Genomic DNA, 19,751 nt, shown 5'->3' on the forward strand with positions numbered 1-19,751 from the left:
GGCCTGACAAACCCGCCGGAGACCTGTTCCCCGGCGCTGCGTTTGGCAAAAGACAGCAAATGCGAAGGGGAACCGGTCCGCCGGTTCCCCTTTTTTCTTCCCCGGAGCATTTGCAAATGACCAGCGTCGCGACCAGCCTCAAGCACCGCCTGCCCACCGCCATCCGCACCCAGCGCCTGGTCCTGGTAACCCCGACACTGGCTCATGCTCCCGCCATTGCTGCCCTGGCCAACAATGCCAATGTGCATAAATGGATGGCACGGCTGCCCTTTCCCTACGGGCTGAGCGACGCCGAATTCTTCATCAACGAGATCGTGCCCAGCGCCGAGGAATTCTGCCTCGCCATCACCCGTGATGACGAATTCATGGGCGTGGTCGGCCTTCATTTCGGCGACGGACAGGTGCCGGAACTCGGATATTGGTTGGGAGAACCCTATTGGGGCCTGGGCTATGCCACAGAGGCCGCCAGGATGGTCGTCTCGGCGGCGCGAGCGGCTGGAGCCACAGCATTGCGCGCGCGCGCGCTCAAAGACAACCACGCTTCGCGCAACGTGTTGCGCAAAGCCGGATTTATCGAAACTCAGGAAGGCCCCGAGCCCCTGGGCACGAACCGCGGCAAGCCAGCGGTGTTTCTCTATCTGGAGTTCGACCAGAGATGACCGAACTCCACACGTCCCGTCTTGTGCTTCGCCCTGCCCGCCCCGGTGATGCCCCCTGCTTTGCCTTGGGGGTAAGTGACTTTGCCGTCGCCCGCTGGCTGACGCCCCTGCCCTTTCCTTTCACTCTCGCCATGGCCAATGACTGGCTGCGGCTGGCACCGGCAAACGGCCCCGACCGATCCATGTTCATTATCGATCTGCCCGGGCGCGGGTTGATCGGCTGTGTCGCTCTGAACAATGAACTGGGGTTCTGGATCGCTCGCCAGCATTGGGGCCGCGGCTATGCCTTTGAGGCCGCCCGCGCCGTCATTGGCTGGCATTTCGCCACCAGCAACACAGACCATATTTCCGCCAGCGCCCATCACGACAATCGCGCCTCACTGCGCCTCAAAGCCAAGCTGGGCTTTGAAGAGGTGGGGCGCGACATGCGATTTTCGCACGCGCTGCAGCACAATGTGCAACATGTGCTGACCCGGCTGACCCGGACGCGCTGGCAGATGATGGAGTCCAAGCAATGCGCCTGAGAAACGAGCTGCCCGAGACCATCGAGACCGAGCGGCTGGTGCTGCGCGCGCCGCACATTTCGGACCTCGATGATCTCATCGCCCAGGCCAATAACTGGAACGTATTGGAGCCGACGGCCAACCTGCCCTTCCCCTACCAGGAGAGCCACGGCCGTACCTTTCTTGGAAAGGAGCAGCGCGCCCTCCACCACCCGTTCGTTATTGCCGAGAGGGGCAGCGACCGTCTGATGGGCGTGATTGGCCTCTATTTTCACGACGACCGGCCCACTGAGCTCGGTTACTGGCTGGGTGAGAGCCATTGGGGCAAAGGCTATGCGCCCGAGGCGATCACCGGTCTGCTCGGCGCTGCCACCGCCATCGGGCTGACCCCGATTCGGGCGCGCGTGCTGGCACACAATGCCGGCTCGATCCGCGTGCTCGAGAAAACCGGGTTCACCACCATCGAGCACACCCATAGCGTGGTCGAGCGCCATCTCGGCAAACCACTCCTGGTAATGGAGTGGCGCGCTTGACACCTACCCTTCGTACCGACCGGCTGATCCTGCGGGCACCGCAGATGGGTGACGCCGAACCCATCGCGCGCTTCCTCAACGACATGGAGGTGGCGGGCAATTTGGCGCGTGTGCCCTTTCCCTATCATTTGAGTGACGCCCGCACTTGGCTGGCAACCCAGAAGGGCGACCAGCAATTGAACCAGACCAGCTTCTCCATCGAGCTTGCGGGCGAAGGATATGTGGGTCATATCGGCTACCAGCCGATGGGACGGGGTGCCATACTTGGCTATTGGCTCGGAAAGCCTTATTGGGGCAAAGGCATCATGACCGAGGCCGCCACGGCAGCGGTGAAGTGGTTTTTCGACACAAGTGATGCCCCGGCCATTGTGTCTGGTGTCTTCCACTTCAACACTGCCTCGCTGGCGATCCAGCGGCGGCTTGGATTTGTCGAGACCGGCCGATCCACCCTGCTCTGCCTTGCGCGCGGCGCTGAGCTGGAGCATATCGACACCAAACTGACACGAGCGCGCTACCAGCAGGGCTGGTTTCCCGCCAACCGGGCGGCAGGCGCGACCCAATAGGTGCTGGAAGGCACGACAGGCATGAAATTTCTTGACCAGGCCAAGGTCTATATCAAATCCGGTTCCGGCGGCGCCGGCGCCGTCAGCTTCCTGCGCGAAAAGTTCGTCGAGTTCGGTGGCCCCGACGGTGGCAATGGTGGCCGTGGCGGTGACGTCATTGCCGAATGTGCCGACGGTCTGAACACGCTGATCGATTTCCGCTACCAACAGCACTTTCGTGCCGGCACCGGCGTTCATGGCATGGGCAAGAACCGCACCGGTGCCGATGGGGAGGACGTTGTCCTGCGCGTGCCGGTGGGCACCCAGATTTTTGAAGAGGATCAGGAAACGCTGATCGCAGACTTCACCGAAGTGGGCCAACGGGTGGTTCTCTTGAAGGGCGGCAATGGCGGCTTCGGCAATGCCTATTTCAAGACCAGTTCCAATCAGGCGCCGCGTCGCGCCAATCCAGGTCAGGAAGGCATCGAAAAGGGCATCTGGCTTCGGCTCAAGCTCATCGCCGATGCCGGACTTGTCGGTCAGCCCAATGCCGGCAAATCGACCTTCCTTTCCGCGGTATCGGCCGCCAAGCCAAAGATTGCCGACTATCCTTTCACCACGCTGCATCCCAACCTGGGTGTGGTGCGCATCGCCGAACGCGAATTTGTTCTGGCCGACATCCCTGGCCTCATCGAAGGGGCAAGCGAAGGCATTGGCATTGGCGACCGGTTTCTTGGCCATATCGAGCGCTGTGGCGTCCTCATCCACCTTATCGACGGCACCAACGAAGATGTCGCCCACACCTATGAGGCGGTCCGCTATGAGCTGGCTGCCTATGCCGATGTGCTGGCCGAAAAGCCCGAAATCGTGGTGCTCAACAAGGTCGATGCGCTGACACCCGAAGAACTCAAGGCCAAGGTCAAGGCTCTCAAAAAGGTCAGCAAGGCCGAAGTGAGGCTGGTTTCGGGGGTCACCGGCGAGGGCGTGGAACAGGTGCTGTTCGACGTCCTCCATATCCTGGACGCCGAGAAGGCCGAAAAGGCGGAGACCGAGCGCCGGAAGACAGAAGAGAAATGGACGCCTTGATGGGCATGGCCTCTCCCCTCACCAACTACCGCCGCATCACCATCAAGATTGGCTCGGCCCTGCTCGTGGACAAGGCCGGCAGGTTGCGCGCCGATTGGCTGGCGGGCCTTGCCGCCGACATCGCCACGCTCAAGGCCGAGCGCCGGGAAATCGTCATCGTCTCCTCAGGCGCCATCGCACTGGGTCGCAGCCTGCTGGGCCTCTCCGCGCTCGCACTGACACTCGAGCAGAGCCAGGCTGCCGCCAGTGCAGGACAAATTGCCCTGTCCCAGGCCTGGGCAGAAGCACTTGGGCAGCACGGGATTGTCACCGGGCAAATTCTCATCACCCCCAATATCACCGAGGAACGGCGCTACTACCTCAACGCCCGCACCACCATCCAGACACTCTTGGGTCTCGGGGCCATTCCCATCATCAATGAGAACGACTCCGTTGCCACCGCCGAAATCCGCTATGGCGACAATGACCGGCTCTCGGCCCGCGTGGCCACCATGATCGAGGCCGACCTTCTGGTCCTGCTCTCGGATGTCGACGGCCTTTATACCGCGCCGCCCGCCAGGGACCCCGGCGCCCGCCATCTGCCCGTGGTCGAAGCAATCACCCCGGCAATCGAAGCCATGGCCGGCGGCGCGGCCAGCCATCTTTCACGCGGCGGCATGACCACCAAGGTCGAGGCCGGCAAGATCGCCACCCAGGCCGGAACGGCCATGATCATCGCCAAGGGTACCGAAGAGCATCCCCTGCGACGCCTGACCGAGGGTGGGCTGCATACGCTCTTCAAGCCGGCAACCACCCGCGCTCAATCGCGAAAACGCTGGATCATGGGCACGTTGGCGATCGCCGGCACTGTGCGCGTCGATGCCGGTGCAGCGCGCGCGCTCAGTCTGGGCAAGTCCCTGCTGCCGGTTGGTGTGACCCAGATCACCGGCAATTTCGAACGGGGCGATACGATTGCCGTGCTGGGCCCTGAAGGCCAGGAGATTGCCAGAGGCCTGGTCAGCTTCGACAGCGAGGACGCCCGCCTGGTCATTGGCAAGCACAGCGAAGCGGTAATCGAGCTGCTGGGCTCGGGCAATCGCGGCGCCATGGTGCACCGGGACAACCTCGTGCTCACGGGCGCGCGCGGCGACAACGAGACCGAACAGCAGATGGAGGCGAACCATGAGCCTGGCTGAAGCCATCACAACCGACATTCCAGCACTGATGGCCGATATCGGCCGCAAGGCCCGCATTGGGGCCAACGCGCTCAAGATCGCTACGCCCGAACAGAAGCGAACGGCGCTGCTGACCGCTGCGGGCGCCATCAACGCTCATCGCAAGAAGATACTGGCGGCCAACGCCCTGGACATGCAGGCCGCCGAACAAAAGGGCATTTCGAAGGCCTTTCTGGACCGGCTGTTGCTCACCGATGCCCGCATTGACGGCATTATCGAGGCCGTCAGGACGATTGCCGAATTGCCCGATCCCGTCGGCACGGTCATGTCCGAGTGGGATCGCCCCAATGGCCTGCATATCGAGCGCGTGCGCACCCCTCTGGGCGTCATCGGGGTGATCTTTGAATCCCGCCCCAATGTCACCGCCGATGCCGGCGCCTTGTGCATCAAGTCCGGTAACGCCGTCATCCTGCGCGGGGGCAGCGACAGCTTCCACTCGTCCCGCGCCATTGTCGATTGCCTGCTGGACGGATTGCATCTGGCCGGGCTGCCGGTGGAATGTGTGCAACTGGTGCCCACCACCGACCGCGCGGCCGTTGGCGAGATGCTCAAGGGGTTGGACGGAAACATCGACGTCATCGTGCCCCGTGGCGGCAAGACACTGGTGGCCCGCGTCCAGGCCGAAGCCCGGGTGCCGGTTTTTGCCCACCTCGAGGGGCTGGTGCATGTCTATATCGACAGATCGGCCGATCTCGACAAGGCCGTCAACGTCACCCTCAATGCCAAGATGCGCCGCACCGGCATTTGCGGCGCCGCTGAAACCCTGCTCGTTCACAAGGACGTTGTGGCCACCCATCTCAAGCCGATCATCGACGCTCTAGTGGCCAAGGGATGCGAAATCCGCGGCGACGCGACGGTCATGTCCATGGTCGAAGCCGCCAAGCCAGCGACGGAAGAAGACTGGAAGACCGAATATGAGGATGCCATTATTTCGGTGAAGGTGGTGGACAGTATCGAGGCGGCCATTGCGCATATCGAGCATTATTCGAGCTACCATACCGAGGCGATCATCGCCGAAGATTCAGCCGCGGTCGAAAAATTCTTCAACGAAATCGACTCGGCGATTCTCATGCATAATGCCTCGACCCAGTTTGCCGATGGCGGCGAATTTGGCTTCGGCGGCGAGATCGGCATCGCTACCGGCAAGATGCACGCTCGCGGACCCGTCGGCGTCGAACAGCTGACCAGCTTCAAATATCGCGTCCGCGGCACTGGACAGTTGCGACCCTGATCCTGTGACCCGGCGCCCACCCCTCCGCATCCCCGGCATTACGACCCTGCCGCCGTCGGCGACCGGCATGCGGATCGGGCTATTTGGCGGCAGTTTCAATCCGCTGCACCAGGGCCATTTGCTGGTGATGGAGGAAACGCTGCGCCGGCTGCAGCTGCACGCGCTCTGGGTGCTGGTGACGCCTGGCAACCCGCTCAAGGACAATTCCGGCCTGCCGCCGCTGCAGGATCGCGTTCTGGCCGCGCGCCGCCTGATCGCCGACCCGCGCGTGCGCGTCACCGGGTTCGAAGCAGAGCGGGGCTTTGCCTATAGCTCCCAGACCATCGACTTCCTGACTTCGGCCATGCCCGACCGTCGCTTCGTCTGGATAATGGGAGCGGATAGCCTGGCAAATTTTCACCGCTGGCAGAATTGGCGCGATATGGCCGCCAAGGTGCCCATTGCCGTCTATGTCCGGCCCGGCGCGGCGCGGCGGGCCTTGGCATCTCGTGCCGCCGCGACCTTTGACCACGCCCAGCACGACGAAAGCGACGCAGCGGTTCTGGCCAGTTGCCAGGCCCCGGCCTGGATCTACCTGCAAGGTCGGCAATCGGCCCTGTCCTCGACCGCCATAAGGGCTTCGCAGAACCATGCGCAAGGATTGATTGGCCCCTGATCTTGCGAAATTGGTCGCAAGAGCGCATATTTGGAACCAAGTGTGATCATTGTCACCGGAACAGGAACAGACGGCTTGCCGTTTTCACGACGCCGCAACATTCCGATCAACAACCAAGGATGCTCAACTTACGCATGACCCATGCTCGCGCATGGGCAGAAGGCCGTTTCTGATGGCCGCGCTGCCCGAAAACACCACCACCGCTTCGCCCGCCAATCTGGCCGGCGCGCAAAAACCCCTGATCGACCTCATTCTCGATACGCTGGACGATGCCAAGGCCGAAGAAACGGTCTCGGTGGACATCGCCGGCAAATCGTCGCTGGCCGACCACATGATCGTGACCTCGGGCCGCTCCCAGCGCCATGTCGGCGCGGTGGCAGACCAAGTCATCACCGCATTGCGGGACAATGGCTATGGCAAGCCGCGCGTAGAAGGCCTGCCGCATTGCGATTGGGTTCTGGTGGATGCAGGCGATGTGATCCTGCACATCTTCCGCCCTGAAGTGCGCGAATTCTACAATATCGAGAAGATGTGGCAGGCCGACTTCGCCGCAGATCAGCACTAGGCGCCGCCCGACCAGATGCGCATTGCGATTGCGGCCATCGGCCGGATGAAGAACGGGCCAGAGCGCGAGCTTGTGGCCCGTTATCTTGAGCGCGCCGGCGCCAGTGGCAGACCGCTGGCCCTGACCGGGTTCGACGTCACCGAAATCAGTGAGTCCCGTGCAGGTTCCTCTGCCGCCCGAAAGGCCGAGGAGGCCAAGGCCTTGCGCGCTGCTTTGCCCGACGGCATCACCATCATGCTCGATGAGCGCGGCAAGGGCCTCAATTCCGAGGCCTTTGCCGGCCAACTCGCGCGCTGGCGCGACGATGGCAGGGCGGCGGTCGGTTTCGTCATCGGCGGCGCCGACGGCATCGATCCGGATTTCGTACGCACGGCCGACCTCGCGCTCAGCTTCTCGCCCATGGTCTGGCCGCATCAATTGGTCCGCATCATGCTGGCCGAGCAGCTCTATCGCGCCACCACCATCCTTTCGGGTCATCCTTATCACCGCGGCGACTGACCAGCTCACGGCATGGTTAAGCAATGTTAACCGCCGGTTTGCTGCACGCTTGCTAGAGTGTGCCCCAATTGATTCGGGGGTTTCCCCTTTCTCAGGAGACGCCATGCCCCTGCGGCCGGCACATCGTATAGGAAGCCTGCTGGTCGGCCTATTGCTCACAGGCGCCCTCTCCTGGCCCGGCCTGGCGCAGACCGAAACGGCCCCTGAACCCGCAGTTGACATGGAACTGCGCCCCTCTCTATCCATGGAGCCGGAGGCAGCGCCCGAAGGCGCCGATGCCACTGGGGCACTTACTGAGGACCCCGCAGCCCAGGAAAGTGAAAGCGGCGACCCCGCCGTTCATAACGCGGCCGACCTTGCCGAGGTGGAGGCCACCCTTTCGCTCAGCCGCGAGCGCATCGACGCCCTGAAGGCCGAGATCGCGGCCATGGAAGGGGACCGCACCCAGCAGAACGCAGCCCTGATCGCCGCGGCCCAGCGGGTAAAGCTCGCCGAGATCGAAGTCGCCGATGTCGAGGAGCGCATTTCCGATCTGATCGTTCGTGAGCTGGAAGTTCGCGGACGGCTCGATGGCGCCGACGCCGAAGTCTCCAATGTCCTGGCGGCATTGGAACGAATTTCACTCAATCCACCACCGGCATTGATCGTCGATCCCGGCGACGCCCTTGGTTCGGCGCGCGGCGCCATGTTGATCGCGGCAATCCTGCCTCAATTGCGCGAGCGCGCCGATGCCGTGGCCACAGACCTCAAGACACTGACCGAAATTAAGGCCGCGGCTCTGGCCGAAGAGGAAACCCTCAAGGCCAATCATGAGGTTCTTGAGGAAGAACAACTGCGTATCGCCACGCTGATCGCAGCCCGCAAGGCGGGCATCGATCAGATGAGCGCCGAACTGCAGGCCGAAGAGGCCGAGGCCGTGGCTCTGGCCGAGCGCGCAAGTACACTGCGCGAATTGATCGGTGCCCTTTCCGAGCGCGCTGCTGCCGGCGCCACCGCGGCCCCGGCGACCACCGATGCCGACCTGCCCCAGCTCTCGCCCGAGGCCATCGAGCTGGCCTTTGCCGACGCCGGCCGTACCCAGCCCGCCGTGCCCTTCCCCCTGGCGCGTGGCTACCTGACCTCTCCCGCCAATGGTGTCACAGTGGTCGATTTCGGTGCCAATGACGGGCGCGGCGGCATCGCCCAGGGTCAGTCCATTGTCACCCGCGCCGAAGCCCAAGTTTTGGCTCCTGCCGATGGTTGGGTGCTCTATAAGGGGCCTTACCTCAATTATGGCCAGATCGTCATTCTCAATACCGGCAGCGGCTACACGGCCCTGCTTGCTGGCCTTGGCGCGATCACCGCAGAGATCGGCCAATTCGTGCAGATGGGCGAACCCTTGGGAACCATGGGATCACGCACAATTGGACGAACCGTAAGCACCAATGCTGGAAACGACCAGCCGACCCTTTATATTGAGCTGCGAGAAAACAACGAGCCTTTCGACCCGGCCGGGTGGTGGGCCAGACCAGAACAGACGGGATAAGACATCCATGCGCCTGACCACCCTTCGCCTTGCCGCTATCACGGCGGCAGTGCTGGTGCCCGCCACAATGCTGATTGCCCAGGATCAGGCCCCTGCCGATCCGGCGCCGGTTGAGGAGCAGATTGAGCCCAACCAAAGTGGCGAGGAAGCCGAACCGACCGCCGCTGAGCGGGCCGCAGCGCCGCGCGATCCATTGGAGATTTATGCCGATCTCAACCTTTTCGGCGAGATCTTCGACCGCATCCGCGCTGAATATGTCGACCCGCCTGATGAGCAGGAACTGATCCGCGCCGCCATCCAGGGCATGCTGACCTCGCTCGACCCGCATTCGGGCTATCTGCCGCCCATTGAATATGCCGACATGCGCGAGGATACTTCGGGCCAGTTCGGCGGCCTGGGCGTCGAGATCATCATGGAAGAGGGGCTGATCAAAGTCGTTTCGCCCATCGACGATACTCCCGCGGCCCGCGCCGGCATCCTGTCGAATGATCTGATCATCGAGATCGACGGCCAGTCGGTTCAGGGCATGACCCAGGACGAAGCCGTCGAAAAAATGCGCGGCGAAGTCGGCACCTCTGTCAAGATTACCGTCTTCCGCGAAGGCGTCAGCGATCCGCTAGAGTTCGAACTGACGCGGGGCATCATCTCCATGCGCGCCGTGCGCTGGAGCATGGAAGGCGGCGAGACCGAAGGCGAAGGCGATATCGCCGTGTTGCGCCTGGCTCGATTCTCCGAACAGGCCTTTGTCGGTATCGAGCGTGCCATCGAAGACATTTACGAGGAACGCGACAACGTGCCCCCCAAGGGCATCATCCTGGATTTGCGGAACAATCCCGGGGGTCTGGTCGACCAGTCGGTCTATGTGGCGGACGCCTTCCTCAATCGCGGTGCCGTGGTTCTGACCCGCGGACGCACCGAAAGCGAAAGCGCCCGTTATGACGCCGCGCCCGACCCGCTTGATGCGCAGCTTGCCGAAGTACCGCTGGTGGTCTTGATCAATGGTGGATCGGCTTCCGCTTCGGAGATCGTTGCCGGCGCCCTGCAGGATCACAAGCGCGCCACCGTGGTGGGCACACGTTCCTTCGGCAAGGGGTCTGTGCAGTCCATCATTTCGCTGGGCCCCGATGGGGCCATGCGACTGACCACGGCGCGCTACTACACGCCAAACAATCGCTCCATCCAGGCGCTGGGCATCACCCCGGATATTGAGGTCCGGCAGGTCGTGCCTGAAGAATTCCAGGGGCGCGACGAGATTATTGGTGAAGCCGGTCTTGAAGGGCACATCACCGTGGATGGCCAGGAAGAAGCCACGGTCGGGTCCTCGGTCTATGTCCCGGCGGAGAAGACTGAGGACACCCAGCTCCAATATGCCATCCGTCTGATCAAGGGCGAAGAATCCGATCCGGCCTATCCGCCCAGCGGCGAATAGGTCGCGTCGTGATAAAGTCGGGATGCGGCGGTCTGATTCGCGCCGCATCCGCTTGACGTGTTTCCGGTAACTCCGGCCTGTGAGCCCGGAAATACGACGGAGCCAAGACCGATCCGGGGACGAGCCCAGCGCCGATGGCCAATGATCTTTCCACGCCACTGACCGGACGCCGGCGCCAGAAGCAGGAACGAACGGGCAAGTTTCACTTTCCGTTGGCACGCCTGCTGTTCATTCTCATCTTTCTGGTCATTGGCGGCGTCGCTCTGCGGTTGGTTCTGGTTGACGATCCCGACGGGGGCCGCCCCAGCCAGGAGGTTGCCATCACCTCCACCCGCGACGGCAACACCATTGCCAACACGGTTGCCACCGGCCCCGCCACCATTACGGCCGATCCACATCAGTTTCCGGCAGATGGCTCCATTGTCTCGGTTCCCTTGCCCGGCAGCATGCCGACACCCGGCGAAAGCCCGGATCGCTTTGGTATCCTGCCCGATCTCAGCGAAGAAACCGCCCATGGCGCCATTCCGCGCATGTCCGGCACCGGGCTGACGCCCTTCATTGCCTATCGCCGCGATGCCAGCGCTGCGGTCGGATCCGGGCGGCCCATGGTCGCCATTGTCGTTACTGGCCTCGGCATCAACGAGCAGGGCTCGCTCGACGCCATTGATCAACTGCCCGACGAGGTCAGCCTCGCCTTTGCGCCCTACGGTCGCTCGCTGGAAAACACCGTTGCCGCCGCACGCACGGCAGGCCATGAGGTGATGCTCGAAGTCCCGCTCGAACCCTTCGACTATCCGCAGAACGACCCCGGTCCACACACGATCCTCACCGGTGAATCGCCACGCGACAATCTTGAGAAGCTGTTCTGGCTGATGGCCCGGTTCGGTGGCTATTTCGGCGTGATCAACAATATGGGCGCCCGCTTCACCGCCTCGGCGACCGATATGGCACCCATATTGGAAGAACTTGGCGCGCGCGGACTCGGCTATCTTGATGATGGCTCGTCAAACCGCTCCGTGGCCGCGCAAATGGCCGGCGCCAATCGCGTCCCCTTCGCCCGCGCCACACAAGTGATCGACGCCAATCCAGCGCGGGCATCCATCCTCTCAGCACTTGCCAGCCTTGAAGCGCAGGCCATGGAAACCGGCAGCGCAATTGGTATTGTCAGTGCATTGCCCATTTCGGTACAGGCCGTGGCCGAATGGGCCAGAGAACTGGATGCCAAGGGCATAGCGCTGGTTCCGGCCAGCGCGCTAATGAAATAAGAGTTGTGCCATGACCCCGCCCCCGCGTGATGCCTTGCCTTATCGTGACTGCGTGGGCCTCGCCGTGTTCAATGCGCATGGCAATGTGTTCTTTGGCCATCGCAAATCTGCTGGCGATCCAGACCAGTCGGCTGCCCATGGCTCTGCCTGGCAGATGCCCCAGGGGGGGATCGACAAGGGCGAAGACCCGCTCAAGGCCGCCTTGAGAGAGCTGCACGAAGAGACCAACATGACTTCGGTGAGCCTGCTCGCCGAAGCCCCCGAATGGATCTATTACGACCTGCCGGACGATGTGCTGGGCAAGGCCTGGGGCGGGAAATATCGTGGCCAGCGGCAACGCTGGTTTGCGTTCGCCTTTACCGGGCCGGAGAGCGAAATCGACATTTCCGAGCCGGCTGGCGGCAGGCATGAGCCCGAGTTCAATGCCTGGCGCTGGGAAAAGCTGAGCCGCGCGCCCAGCCTCATCGTTCCCTTCAAGCGCCCGGCCTACGAGAAGGTGGTAGAGGCATTCCGCGATATTCCGCAGCGTTTCACCCATGTCTGAAACGATGAAGACCATAGGCCTGATTGGGGGCATGAGCTGGGAATCCAGCGCGCACTACTATCGGATCCTCAACGAAGAAACCGGCAGACGGCGCGGCGGCCTTCACTCGGCGCCGGTCATCTTGCACTCGGTTGATTTCGCGCCAATTGCCCAGATGCAGGCGGCGGGGGAGTGGCAAGCGGCCGGCCACCAACTCAACGCCGTCGCCAGAAACCTGGCGGCCGCAGGCGCCCAGGTGCTTGGACTGGCCACCAACACCATGCATGTGGTTGACGATATCATGCTCGAAGGGGTCGATCTGCCGTTCGTGCACATTGCCGACCCCACCGCCGAAGCGTTGTTGGCCGACGGCTTCGACACGGTGGGCCTGCTCGGCACGCGCTTCACCATGGAGATGGATTTCTACAAGCAGCGCCTCACCAGCCATGGACTGACCACCCTGGTGCCGGAGGTGGATCACACCAATCTCAACGGCATCATCTACGAGGAGCTGTGCAAGGGCATTGTGCGTGACGAGTCCCGTCGCGTCTTTCAGGCTGCCATCGACCGCATGGCCGCACGCGGTGCCCAGGCGGTCATCCTGGGCTGCACCGAGATCGGCATGTTGATCGACGACAGCTCCAGCGCGCTCCCGACCTACGACACAACCGATCTGCATGCCCGGGCGCTGGTCAGCGCTGCGCTGGCCTCATAGCAGAGAAGCCAGGCGCTCGCTGCCTTAAGCCGCCTGCCTGACACTGCGCGGCAGATCGTCCGTCTCCTCGTCAAGGACGAATATCTCCACAATGGAGTCCAGAGTCTGCGTCTGGCCCTCGGTCTGGGCGATGACGGCATTGGTTTGCTCGACCAACGCAGCATTGTGCTGAGTCATCTGATCCAGCGTACGGACGGCCGAGTTGACCTCTTCGATTGAGGCCGCCTGCTCCTTGCTGGCCCGGGCTATGGTTCGCACCAGCTCACTGTTCTCCCTGACCGCGTCAAGCATGGCCTTGAGCTTGTCACTGGCTGCAGCCACCAGACTTGATCCACCCTTGACCTCTTCGGCGCTCTTTTCCACCAGCGCCTTGACCTCCGCCGAGGCCTGGGCGGCCGATTGCGCCAGCCGCCGCACTTCCACAGCAACCACGGCAAAGCCCTTGCCGGCATCGCCCGCCCGGGCAGCCTCGACCGAGGCATTGAGTGCCAGAAGATTGGTCTGGAAGGCGATATCGTCGATCATGCCGATGATGTTCGATATCTTGGAGGAAGACTGGGTAATCCGCTCCATGGCACCGGTCGCTTCGCCCATGACCGTTCCGCTTTCCTGGGCGGCATGGGACACCATCTCGGCCTTGCCGGCAGCCTGTTCGGCCATGCCGGCATTGTTGGCCACGGTTCCGGCCAGCTCTTCCATGGCAGCCGACGTTTCTTCGATCGTTGCGGCCTGCCGCGTGGTGCGTTCGGAGAGATCATTGGCGCCGGTCAGCAATTCACCGCTGGCGGTCCGCAGTGATCGGGTCGTTGCGCGCAGCTGACCGACCACATCGACAAAGCGGGCGACAGTGCCGTTGAGCGCGACGCGCAAGTCCTCGAACTCCGCCGGGAAAGGCTCGGCAATGGTGCTGGTAAGATCGCCATCCGAGAGCTTCTTTAGACCCTCGCCAATGGCCGCAACCGAGCGCTTGCGCGCGCTGACATCCGTCGCGAACTGCACGATCTTGTAGGCATCGCCCTCTGTATCGAAAATGGGGGTAAAGGTGCTTTGAATCCACACCTCCGCGCCATCCTTGGTCCGGCGGCGATATTCACCGCTTTTGAACGCGCCCTCGGACAGTTCCTGCCAGAACTGTCGATAGCTGTCGCTCGCCGGATCCGCGTCGAACAGGAACAGTGCATTGGGCCGGCCGACGATCTCCTCCAGCCGATAGCCAAGCAGGGCGAGGAAGTTGTCATTGGCCGTCATCACGGTGCCGTCCAGCCCGAACTCGGCGACCACCTGGCTGCGCGAGATGGCCTGCAACTGTCCGGTATGATCTGCAGCCTCTGCCAGATGCTGCCGGGCCTGCGCATCGAGCGCAGCTTTTTCCAACCCATTGGCACGGAAGACCTCGACTGCCCGAGCCATGGCACCCATTTCATTGCGCCGGTCGGTGTAAGGCACCGCGACATCGAGATCACCTTCGGCGATTTCGCCCATGACCGCCGCCAATCGCGGGATGGGGCGGGTCAGCTGGCGTGCGGCCAACAGCGCCGCAATGGCAATCAGGAACACGGCGACCAGGCTCGTTCCCCCGAGCACCAGCATGGTCTGGCCCAATACCGCCTCGTATGGGGCCCGGTCCACCACCACCATTAGAGTGCCAATGACCACGCCTTCACTCGTGGCGATCGGTTGGTAGCGCACCAGATTGGTGCTGCCGCCCAATTCCATCTCGGTTCGTACCGGTTCATTTGCGACCAGGGAGTCGAACAGCGGGGTGCCGGCCGCAATCGGCATCTCCATCATCCGCTCACCCTGGGGGTCCATAAGGCTGGTACTGCCGACCAGGAAGTCCGGGCTGACTTCCGTGTCCAGCACATAGACGGCCGCCGCAGCGCCAGAGACACCGGCGACTGCGTCGATGACATTGTGATTGCGGAAGCGCGGCATGTTTCGCGCCACCAGGGCCTCCACATTGCCGCCGTCGCCAACGACCACTTCCAGGCTCGGCAAGTTGACCTGGAAGATCTGTGCCGCGATCCGGGTGGTGTTGGTGAGTGCCTTGCTGGCATCCCGCTCCACTGAGCCGCTGAGGCTGACGAAGAGACTGGCCAGCACCGCCAGAATGGCAATGACGATAGCGCCGATCGTCAGGGTGGAGATGGCGAAAGTCAGGCGCAAATTGCCCAAAAGCCTGGTCATATTCTTGTCCCCGCAGGCCGAACTTCTGTCCGGCGGTCACCGTCTGGCGCCGACTTTGCGCGCAAAGCCTTAACCAACCGTATAACGGGTACAAAATCCCTTTTCTATCAAGGGTTTGCATATAAAGAGAGCAGCCTGCTCACTTCTCAAGCAAAAAGGCCGCCCCGAAAGGCGGCCTTGTTTCGATGCCAGCGGCTTGTCTTAGTGGACGTGGGCGCCGTCGATGTGCTGGGCCTCAATAGCCAGATTGAGCAGGCCCGACACCACTTCCTGGGCATACGACTTGTCCTCAGGCGTGGCAGCCCGGTTGAGTTCTTCTTCGGCCGCCTTGATCTGTGCCTGGAGATCGCCATGATCAAACTCGGCGAAGGGCACGGACTGCTCGGCAAGGATTGTCAGGCCTGTCGCAGACACGTCGGCAAAACCGCCCTTGACGAAGTACACGTCGGCCGCGCCGCCAGAACGAGTCACAGTGATGAAGCCGGGCTTGAGCGTGGTCATGAACGGGGCATGGTCATCCATGACGGTGAAGTAGCCTTCTGTACCCGGCACAGTGACCGAAACAACAGTTTCGGACAGCACCAGCCGCTCGGGCGACACGATCTCGATCTTGAGGCCTTCAGCCATCTTCTTTTTAGCGAGTAGCGAATAGCGAATAGCGAATGGTCTCGCCGTTGCTGTTCTCTACCCCTACTCGCTACTCCCTATTTCGCTATTCGCTTCTTAAGCAGCCTGGGCAGCCAGCTTCTGTGCCTTGGCGACGGCATCATCAATGGTGCCGACCATGTAGAAGGCGGCTTCCGGCAGATGGTCATAATCGCCGGCAACCAGACCCTTGAAGCCCTTGATGGTGTCTTCGAGCGACACGAACACGCCGGGCGAACCGGTGAACACTTCGGCCACGTCAAAGGGCTGGCTCATGAAACGCTCGATCTTGCGGGCGCGCGCCACGGTCAGCTTGTCCTCTTCGGAAAGCTCGTCCATGCCCAGGATGGCGATGATGTCCTGCAGGGCCTTGTACTTCTGCAGGATGGCCTGCACGTCACGGGCCACCTGGTAGTGCTCTTCGCCCACAACCTGCGGGTCCAGAATACGCGAGTTGGACGCCAGCGGGTCCACGGCAGGGTAGATGCCCTTTTCCGAGATCGCGCGGTTCAGCACGGTCGTCGCGTCAAGGTGCGCGAAGGTGGTGGCCGGGGCCGGGTCGGTCAAGTCGTCGGCGGGCACGTAAACGGCCTGCACCGAGGTGATCGAGCCCTTGGTGGTGGTGGTGATGCGTTCCTGCATCGCGCCCATGTCGGTCGACAGCGTCGGCTGGTAACCCACGGCGGAGGGGATGCGGCCCAGAAGAGCCGACATTTCGGCGCCGGCCTGGGTGAAGCGGAAGATGTTGTCCACGAAGAACAGCACGTCCTGGCCCTGGTCGCGGAAGTGCTCGGCCACGGTCAGACCCGTCAGGGCCACGCGAGCACGGGCGCCGGGAGGCTCGTTCATCTGGCCGAAGACGAGGGCACACTTGGAGCCAGCGGCAGAGCCACCATGTTCCTTGGGGTCCTTGTTCACGCCCGATTCGATCATCTCGTGATAGAGGTCGTTGCCCTCGCGGGTGCGTTCACCCACGCCGGCAAACACCGAATAACCACCATGGGCCTTGGCGACGTTGTTGATCAGTTCCTGGATCAGCACGGTCTTGCCCACGCCGGCACCGCCGAACAGGCCAATCTTACCACCGCGAGCATAGGGGGCGATCAGGTCCACCACCTTGATGCCGGTGACCAGCACTTCGGCTTCCGGGGACTGATCCACGAAATCGGGGGCTTCCTGGTGAATTTCGCGGCGACCGGCCGTATTGACCGGACCAGCTTCGTCGATCGGCTCACCGATCACGTTCATGATGCGCCCAAGCGTCTCGTCGCCGACTGGCACCGAGATCGATGCGCCAGTATCGGTCACTTCGGTGCCACGAACCAGACCTTCGGTCGTGTCCATGGCGATGGTGCGCACAGCATTTTCGCCCAGGTGCTGGGCCACTTCGAGCACCAGGCGCTGGCCATTATTGGTGGTTTCAAGCGCGTTCAGGATGGCGGGCAGGTGATCGTCGAACACCACGTCAACGACGGCGCCAATGACCTGCGAAACGCGACCGGCCTTCTTTTCTGCCATTTGTTCGTCCTCGCTGATGGGTTAGAGCGCTTCCGCGCCCGAAATGATTTCGATGAGTTCTTTGGTGATCTGGGCCTGGCGCTGGCGGTTGTAGCTCAGCTGCAGCTTGTTGATCATTTCGCCGGCATTCCGCGTGGCATTGTCCATCGCGGACATCTGCGCACCGTAGAACGAAGCATTGTTTTCGAGCAGCGCCCGCAGCACCTGCACCGAGATATTGCGCGGCAACAGGTCCTCGACGATGGCTTCTTCGCTCGGCTCGTACTCATAGGGCACGGCCGGGGCGTTGACCTCGCCTTCAGCCTCGATCTTTTCCAGCTTGGCCGGAATGATCTGCTGGGCCGTCGGGACCTGGCTGATCACCGAACCGAACTTGGCAAAGAACAAGGTCGCAACGTCGAACTCGCCCGCCGCAAATAGTTCAAGCACCTTGTCCGCAACCTGGCTCGCCTGGGTAAAACCGACCTGCTTGACGTCGCGGAAGTTGAAGGTGTCGACGATCAGCTCTGGATATTGCCGGCGCAGGATATCGTGACCTTTGCGGCCGACAGTCAAAATTTTGACCGTCTTGCCCTGGCCAATCAGCTTCTGAGCATGGTCGCGGGCGAGGCGGGCAATCGACGAGTTGAACCCGCCGGCCAGACCACGTTCGCCGGTCGCAACCACCAGCAGATGCACATCATCCTTGCCGGTGCCGCCGAGCAGCACCGGAGCGTTTTCCTGGCCATCATAGACTGCGCCGAGGGCAGCCAGCACTTTGCCCATGCGCTCGGCATAGGGGCGGGCAGCTTCCGCAGCTTCCTGGGCGCGACGGAGCTTGGCCGCCGCCACCATCTGCATGGCCTTGGTGATCTTCTGGGTCGATTTGACCGAGTCGATCCGGTTCTTTAGGTCCTTAAGCGACGGCATTGCCTGTCGTCTCCTTCAGGCTTCAGGCCGCGTAGGTCTTCTTGATCTCGTCGAGAGCCGACTTCAGCTTGGCGCGGGTATCGTCGCTGAGCTGCTTTTCGGTGGCGATGGTCTTCAGAAGGTCAGCGTGCTTGGAATGCAGGTTCGACAGCACGTGCTTTTCGAAATCCTGCACCTTGTTCACGGGAATGGAGTCCAGATAGCCCTGGCCACCAGCAAAAATCACTGCGACCTGTTCTTCTGTCTTGAGCGGCGAGAACTGCGGCTGCTTGAGCAGCTCGGTCAGACGCGCACCACGGTTCAGCAGGCGCTGGGTTGCAGCGTCGAGGTCCGAACCAAACTGGGCGAAGGCGGCCATTTCACGGTACTGCGACAGTTCGCCCTTGAGCGAACCGGCAACCTGCTTCATCGCCTTGATCTGGGCAGAGCCACCCACGCGGCTCACCGACAGACCCACGTTCACGGCCGGACGGATGCCCTGGAAGAACAGGTTGGTCTCAAGGAAGATCTGGCCGTCGGTGATCGAGATCACATTGGTCGGAATGTAGGCCGACACGTCGTTGGCCTGGGTCTCGATGACCGGCAGCGCGGTGAGCGAACCAAGACCGTGGTCTTCGTTCATCTTGGCGGCCCGTTCGAGCAAGCGGCTGTGCAGGTAAAACACGTCGCCCGGATAGGCTTCGCGGCCCGGCGGACGGCGCAGCAGCAGCGACATCTGGCGATAGGCGACAGCCTGCTTGGTCAGATCGTCATAGGCGATCACGGCATGCTTGCCATTGTCGCGGAACCATTCGCCGATGGCGCAGCCGGTGAACGGCGCGATGTACTGGAGCGGGGCCGGATCCGAGGCGGTCGCAGCGATCACGATCGAGTATGGCAGGGCGCCGGACTCTTCGAGCTGGCGCACGAACTGGGCAACGGTCGACCGCTTCTGACCCACGGCGACGTAGATGCAGTAAAGCTTGTCGGTCTCGTTGCCAGCGTCATGGGCCGGCTTCTGGTTGAGGAAGGTGTCCAGAATGATGGCGGTCTTGCCGGTCTGGCGATCACCAATGACCAGCTCGCGCTGGCCGCGGCCGATCGGGATCAGCGCGTCGATGGCCTTGAGGCCGGTGGACATGGGCTCGTGCACCGACTTGCGCGGCAGAATGCCCGGGGCCTTGACGTCGACGCGGCGGCGCTCGGTGTGCTCGATCGGGCCCTTGCCGTCGATCGGATTGCCCAGGCCATCGACCACGCGGCCCAGCAGGCCCGGACCGACAGGAGTGTCCACGATGGCGCCGGTACGCTTGACGACATCGCCTTCCTTGATGGCGCGGTCGGAGCCGAAGATCACAACGCCGACATTGTCAGCTTCCAGGTTCAGGGCCATGCCCTTGACGCCACCCGGGAACTCGACGAGCTCACCAGCCTGCACATTGTCGAGGCCATAGACGCGGGCGATACCGTCACCGACGGAGAGCACCTGACCGACTTCGGAAACCTGGGCTTCCTGGCCGAAATTCTTGATCTGGTCCTTGAGGATCGCAGAAATTTCCGCGGCTTTGAT

Annotated in this window: 20 protein-coding genes; 15 read left to right on the forward strand and 5 right to left on the reverse strand. The window is 62.5% G+C overall.

The features are described 5' to 3' along the window. Positions 1–116: 116 nt before the first annotated feature. The 15 genes from QZ564_RS11035 to QZ564_RS11105 all read left to right on the forward strand — a co-directional run bounded on the left by QZ564_RS11035 (position 117) and on the right by QZ564_RS11105 (position 12,943). Positions 117–659 (forward strand): GNAT family N-acetyltransferase, encoded by a 543-nt coding sequence (locus QZ564_RS11035; protein ID WP_297109332.1) that lies wholly within the window; start codon positions 117–119, stop codon positions 657–659. Then, positions 656–1,183: a GNAT family N-acetyltransferase gene (locus tag QZ564_RS11040; protein ID WP_297109335.1), complete on the forward strand. Its 528-nt coding sequence runs from the start codon at positions 656–658 to the stop codon at positions 1,181–1,183. Before QZ564_RS11035 ends, QZ564_RS11040 begins: the two co-directional genes overlap by 4 nt. Beyond that, positions 1,174–1,695 (forward strand): GNAT family N-acetyltransferase, encoded by a 522-nt coding sequence (locus tag QZ564_RS11045; protein WP_297109338.1) that lies wholly within the window; start codon positions 1,174–1,176, stop codon positions 1,693–1,695. Before QZ564_RS11040 ends, QZ564_RS11045 begins: the two co-directional genes overlap by 10 nt. Further along, positions 1,692–2,258, forward strand: a complete 567-nt coding sequence (locus QZ564_RS11050; RefSeq protein ID WP_297109341.1) for a GNAT family N-acetyltransferase — start codon at positions 1,692–1,694, stop codon at positions 2,256–2,258. Before QZ564_RS11045 ends, QZ564_RS11050 begins: the two co-directional genes overlap by 4 nt. 21 nt (positions 2,259–2,279) lie before the next feature. Continuing rightward, entirely contained in the window at positions 2,280–3,323 is a 1,044-nt protein-coding gene (gene obgE / locus QZ564_RS11055) for a GTPase ObgE (RefSeq protein WP_297109344.1), read from the forward strand. A gap of 5 nt (positions 3,324–3,328) precedes the next feature. Beyond that, positions 3,329–4,498 (forward strand): glutamate 5-kinase, encoded by a 1,170-nt coding sequence (proB, locus tag QZ564_RS11060; protein ID WP_297109392.1) that lies wholly within the window; start codon positions 3,329–3,331, stop codon positions 4,496–4,498. Continuing rightward, complete coding sequence (locus QZ564_RS11065) at positions 4,485–5,768, forward strand: glutamate-5-semialdehyde dehydrogenase (protein ID WP_297109346.1); 1,284 nt, start codon at positions 4,485–4,487, stop codon at positions 5,766–5,768. The genes proB and QZ564_RS11065 overlap by 14 nt, the downstream gene beginning before the upstream one ends. A 4-nt stretch (positions 5,769–5,772) precedes the next feature. Further along, complete coding sequence (locus tag QZ564_RS11070) at positions 5,773–6,423, forward strand: nicotinate-nucleotide adenylyltransferase (protein ID WP_297109348.1); 651 nt, start codon at positions 5,773–5,775, stop codon at positions 6,421–6,423. 172 nt (positions 6,424–6,595) lie between these two features. Then, a complete protein-coding gene (rsfS, locus tag QZ564_RS11075) occupies positions 6,596–6,988 on the forward strand; it encodes a ribosome silencing factor (protein ID WP_297109351.1) in 393 nt (130 codons plus the stop codon). Between the two features lie 15 nt (positions 6,989–7,003). Then, positions 7,004–7,486: a 23S rRNA (pseudouridine(1915)-N(3))-methyltransferase RlmH gene (gene rlmH, locus QZ564_RS11080; protein WP_297109355.1), complete on the forward strand. Its 483-nt coding sequence runs from the start codon at positions 7,004–7,006 to the stop codon at positions 7,484–7,486. A gap of 103 nt (positions 7,487–7,589) precedes the next feature. Then, on the forward strand, positions 7,590–9,011 hold the full coding sequence (locus tag QZ564_RS11085) for a peptidoglycan DD-metalloendopeptidase family protein (protein ID WP_297109357.1): 1,422 nt from the start codon (positions 7,590–7,592) through the stop codon (positions 9,009–9,011). 7 nt (positions 9,012–9,018) lie between these two features. Continuing rightward, positions 9,019–10,440, forward strand: coding sequence for a S41 family peptidase (locus tag QZ564_RS11090; RefSeq protein WP_297109360.1), 1,422 nt, complete (start codon positions 9,019–9,021; stop codon positions 10,438–10,440). A 134-nt stretch (positions 10,441–10,574) separates the two neighbouring features. Continuing rightward, positions 10,575–11,705, forward strand: coding sequence for a divergent polysaccharide deacetylase family protein (locus tag QZ564_RS11095; protein ID WP_297109364.1), 1,131 nt, complete (start codon positions 10,575–10,577; stop codon positions 11,703–11,705). 10 nt (positions 11,706–11,715) lie between these two features. Then, positions 11,716–12,249 carry an RNA pyrophosphohydrolase gene (locus tag QZ564_RS11100; RefSeq protein ID WP_297109367.1) on the forward strand — a complete coding sequence of 178 codons (534 nt, stop codon included), beginning with the start codon at positions 11,716–11,718 and terminating at the stop codon, positions 12,247–12,249. After that, entirely contained in the window at positions 12,242–12,943 is a 702-nt protein-coding gene (locus QZ564_RS11105; RefSeq protein WP_297109370.1) for an aspartate/glutamate racemase family protein, read from the forward strand. Before QZ564_RS11100 ends, QZ564_RS11105 begins: the two co-directional genes overlap by 8 nt. A 24-nt stretch (positions 12,944–12,967) precedes the next feature. Here QZ564_RS11105 and QZ564_RS11110 read toward each other — a convergent pair whose 3' ends face one another. From QZ564_RS11110 to atpA, 5 genes are all read right to left on the reverse strand, one after another. Next, complete coding sequence (locus QZ564_RS11110) at positions 12,968–15,130, reverse strand: methyl-accepting chemotaxis protein (protein ID WP_297109373.1); 2,163 nt, start codon at positions 15,128–15,130, stop codon at positions 12,968–12,970. 201 nt (positions 15,131–15,331) lie between these two features. Then, on the reverse strand, positions 15,332–15,757 hold the full coding sequence (locus QZ564_RS11115; protein WP_297109376.1) for a F0F1 ATP synthase subunit epsilon: 426 nt from the start codon (positions 15,755–15,757) through the stop codon (positions 15,332–15,334). A 96-nt stretch (positions 15,758–15,853) separates the two neighbouring features. Beyond that, positions 15,854–17,293: a F0F1 ATP synthase subunit beta gene (gene atpD / locus QZ564_RS11120; RefSeq protein WP_297109379.1), complete on the reverse strand. Its 1,440-nt coding sequence runs from the start codon at positions 17,291–17,293 to the stop codon at positions 15,854–15,856. A gap of 21 nt (positions 17,294–17,314) precedes the next feature. After that, on the reverse strand, positions 17,315–18,202 hold the full coding sequence (locus QZ564_RS11125; RefSeq protein WP_297109382.1) for a F0F1 ATP synthase subunit gamma: 888 nt from the start codon (positions 18,200–18,202) through the stop codon (positions 17,315–17,317). 22 nt (positions 18,203–18,224) lie between these two features. After that, positions 18,225–19,751, reverse strand: a 1,527-nt coding sequence (gene atpA, locus QZ564_RS11130) for a F0F1 ATP synthase subunit alpha (RefSeq protein WP_297109386.1), incomplete at its 5' end; no start/stop codon positions are given.

This window comes from uncultured Devosia sp. (assembly GCF_913055165.1).
In the GTDB taxonomy this organism is placed as follows: domain Bacteria; phylum Pseudomonadota; class Alphaproteobacteria; order Rhizobiales; family Devosiaceae; genus Devosia.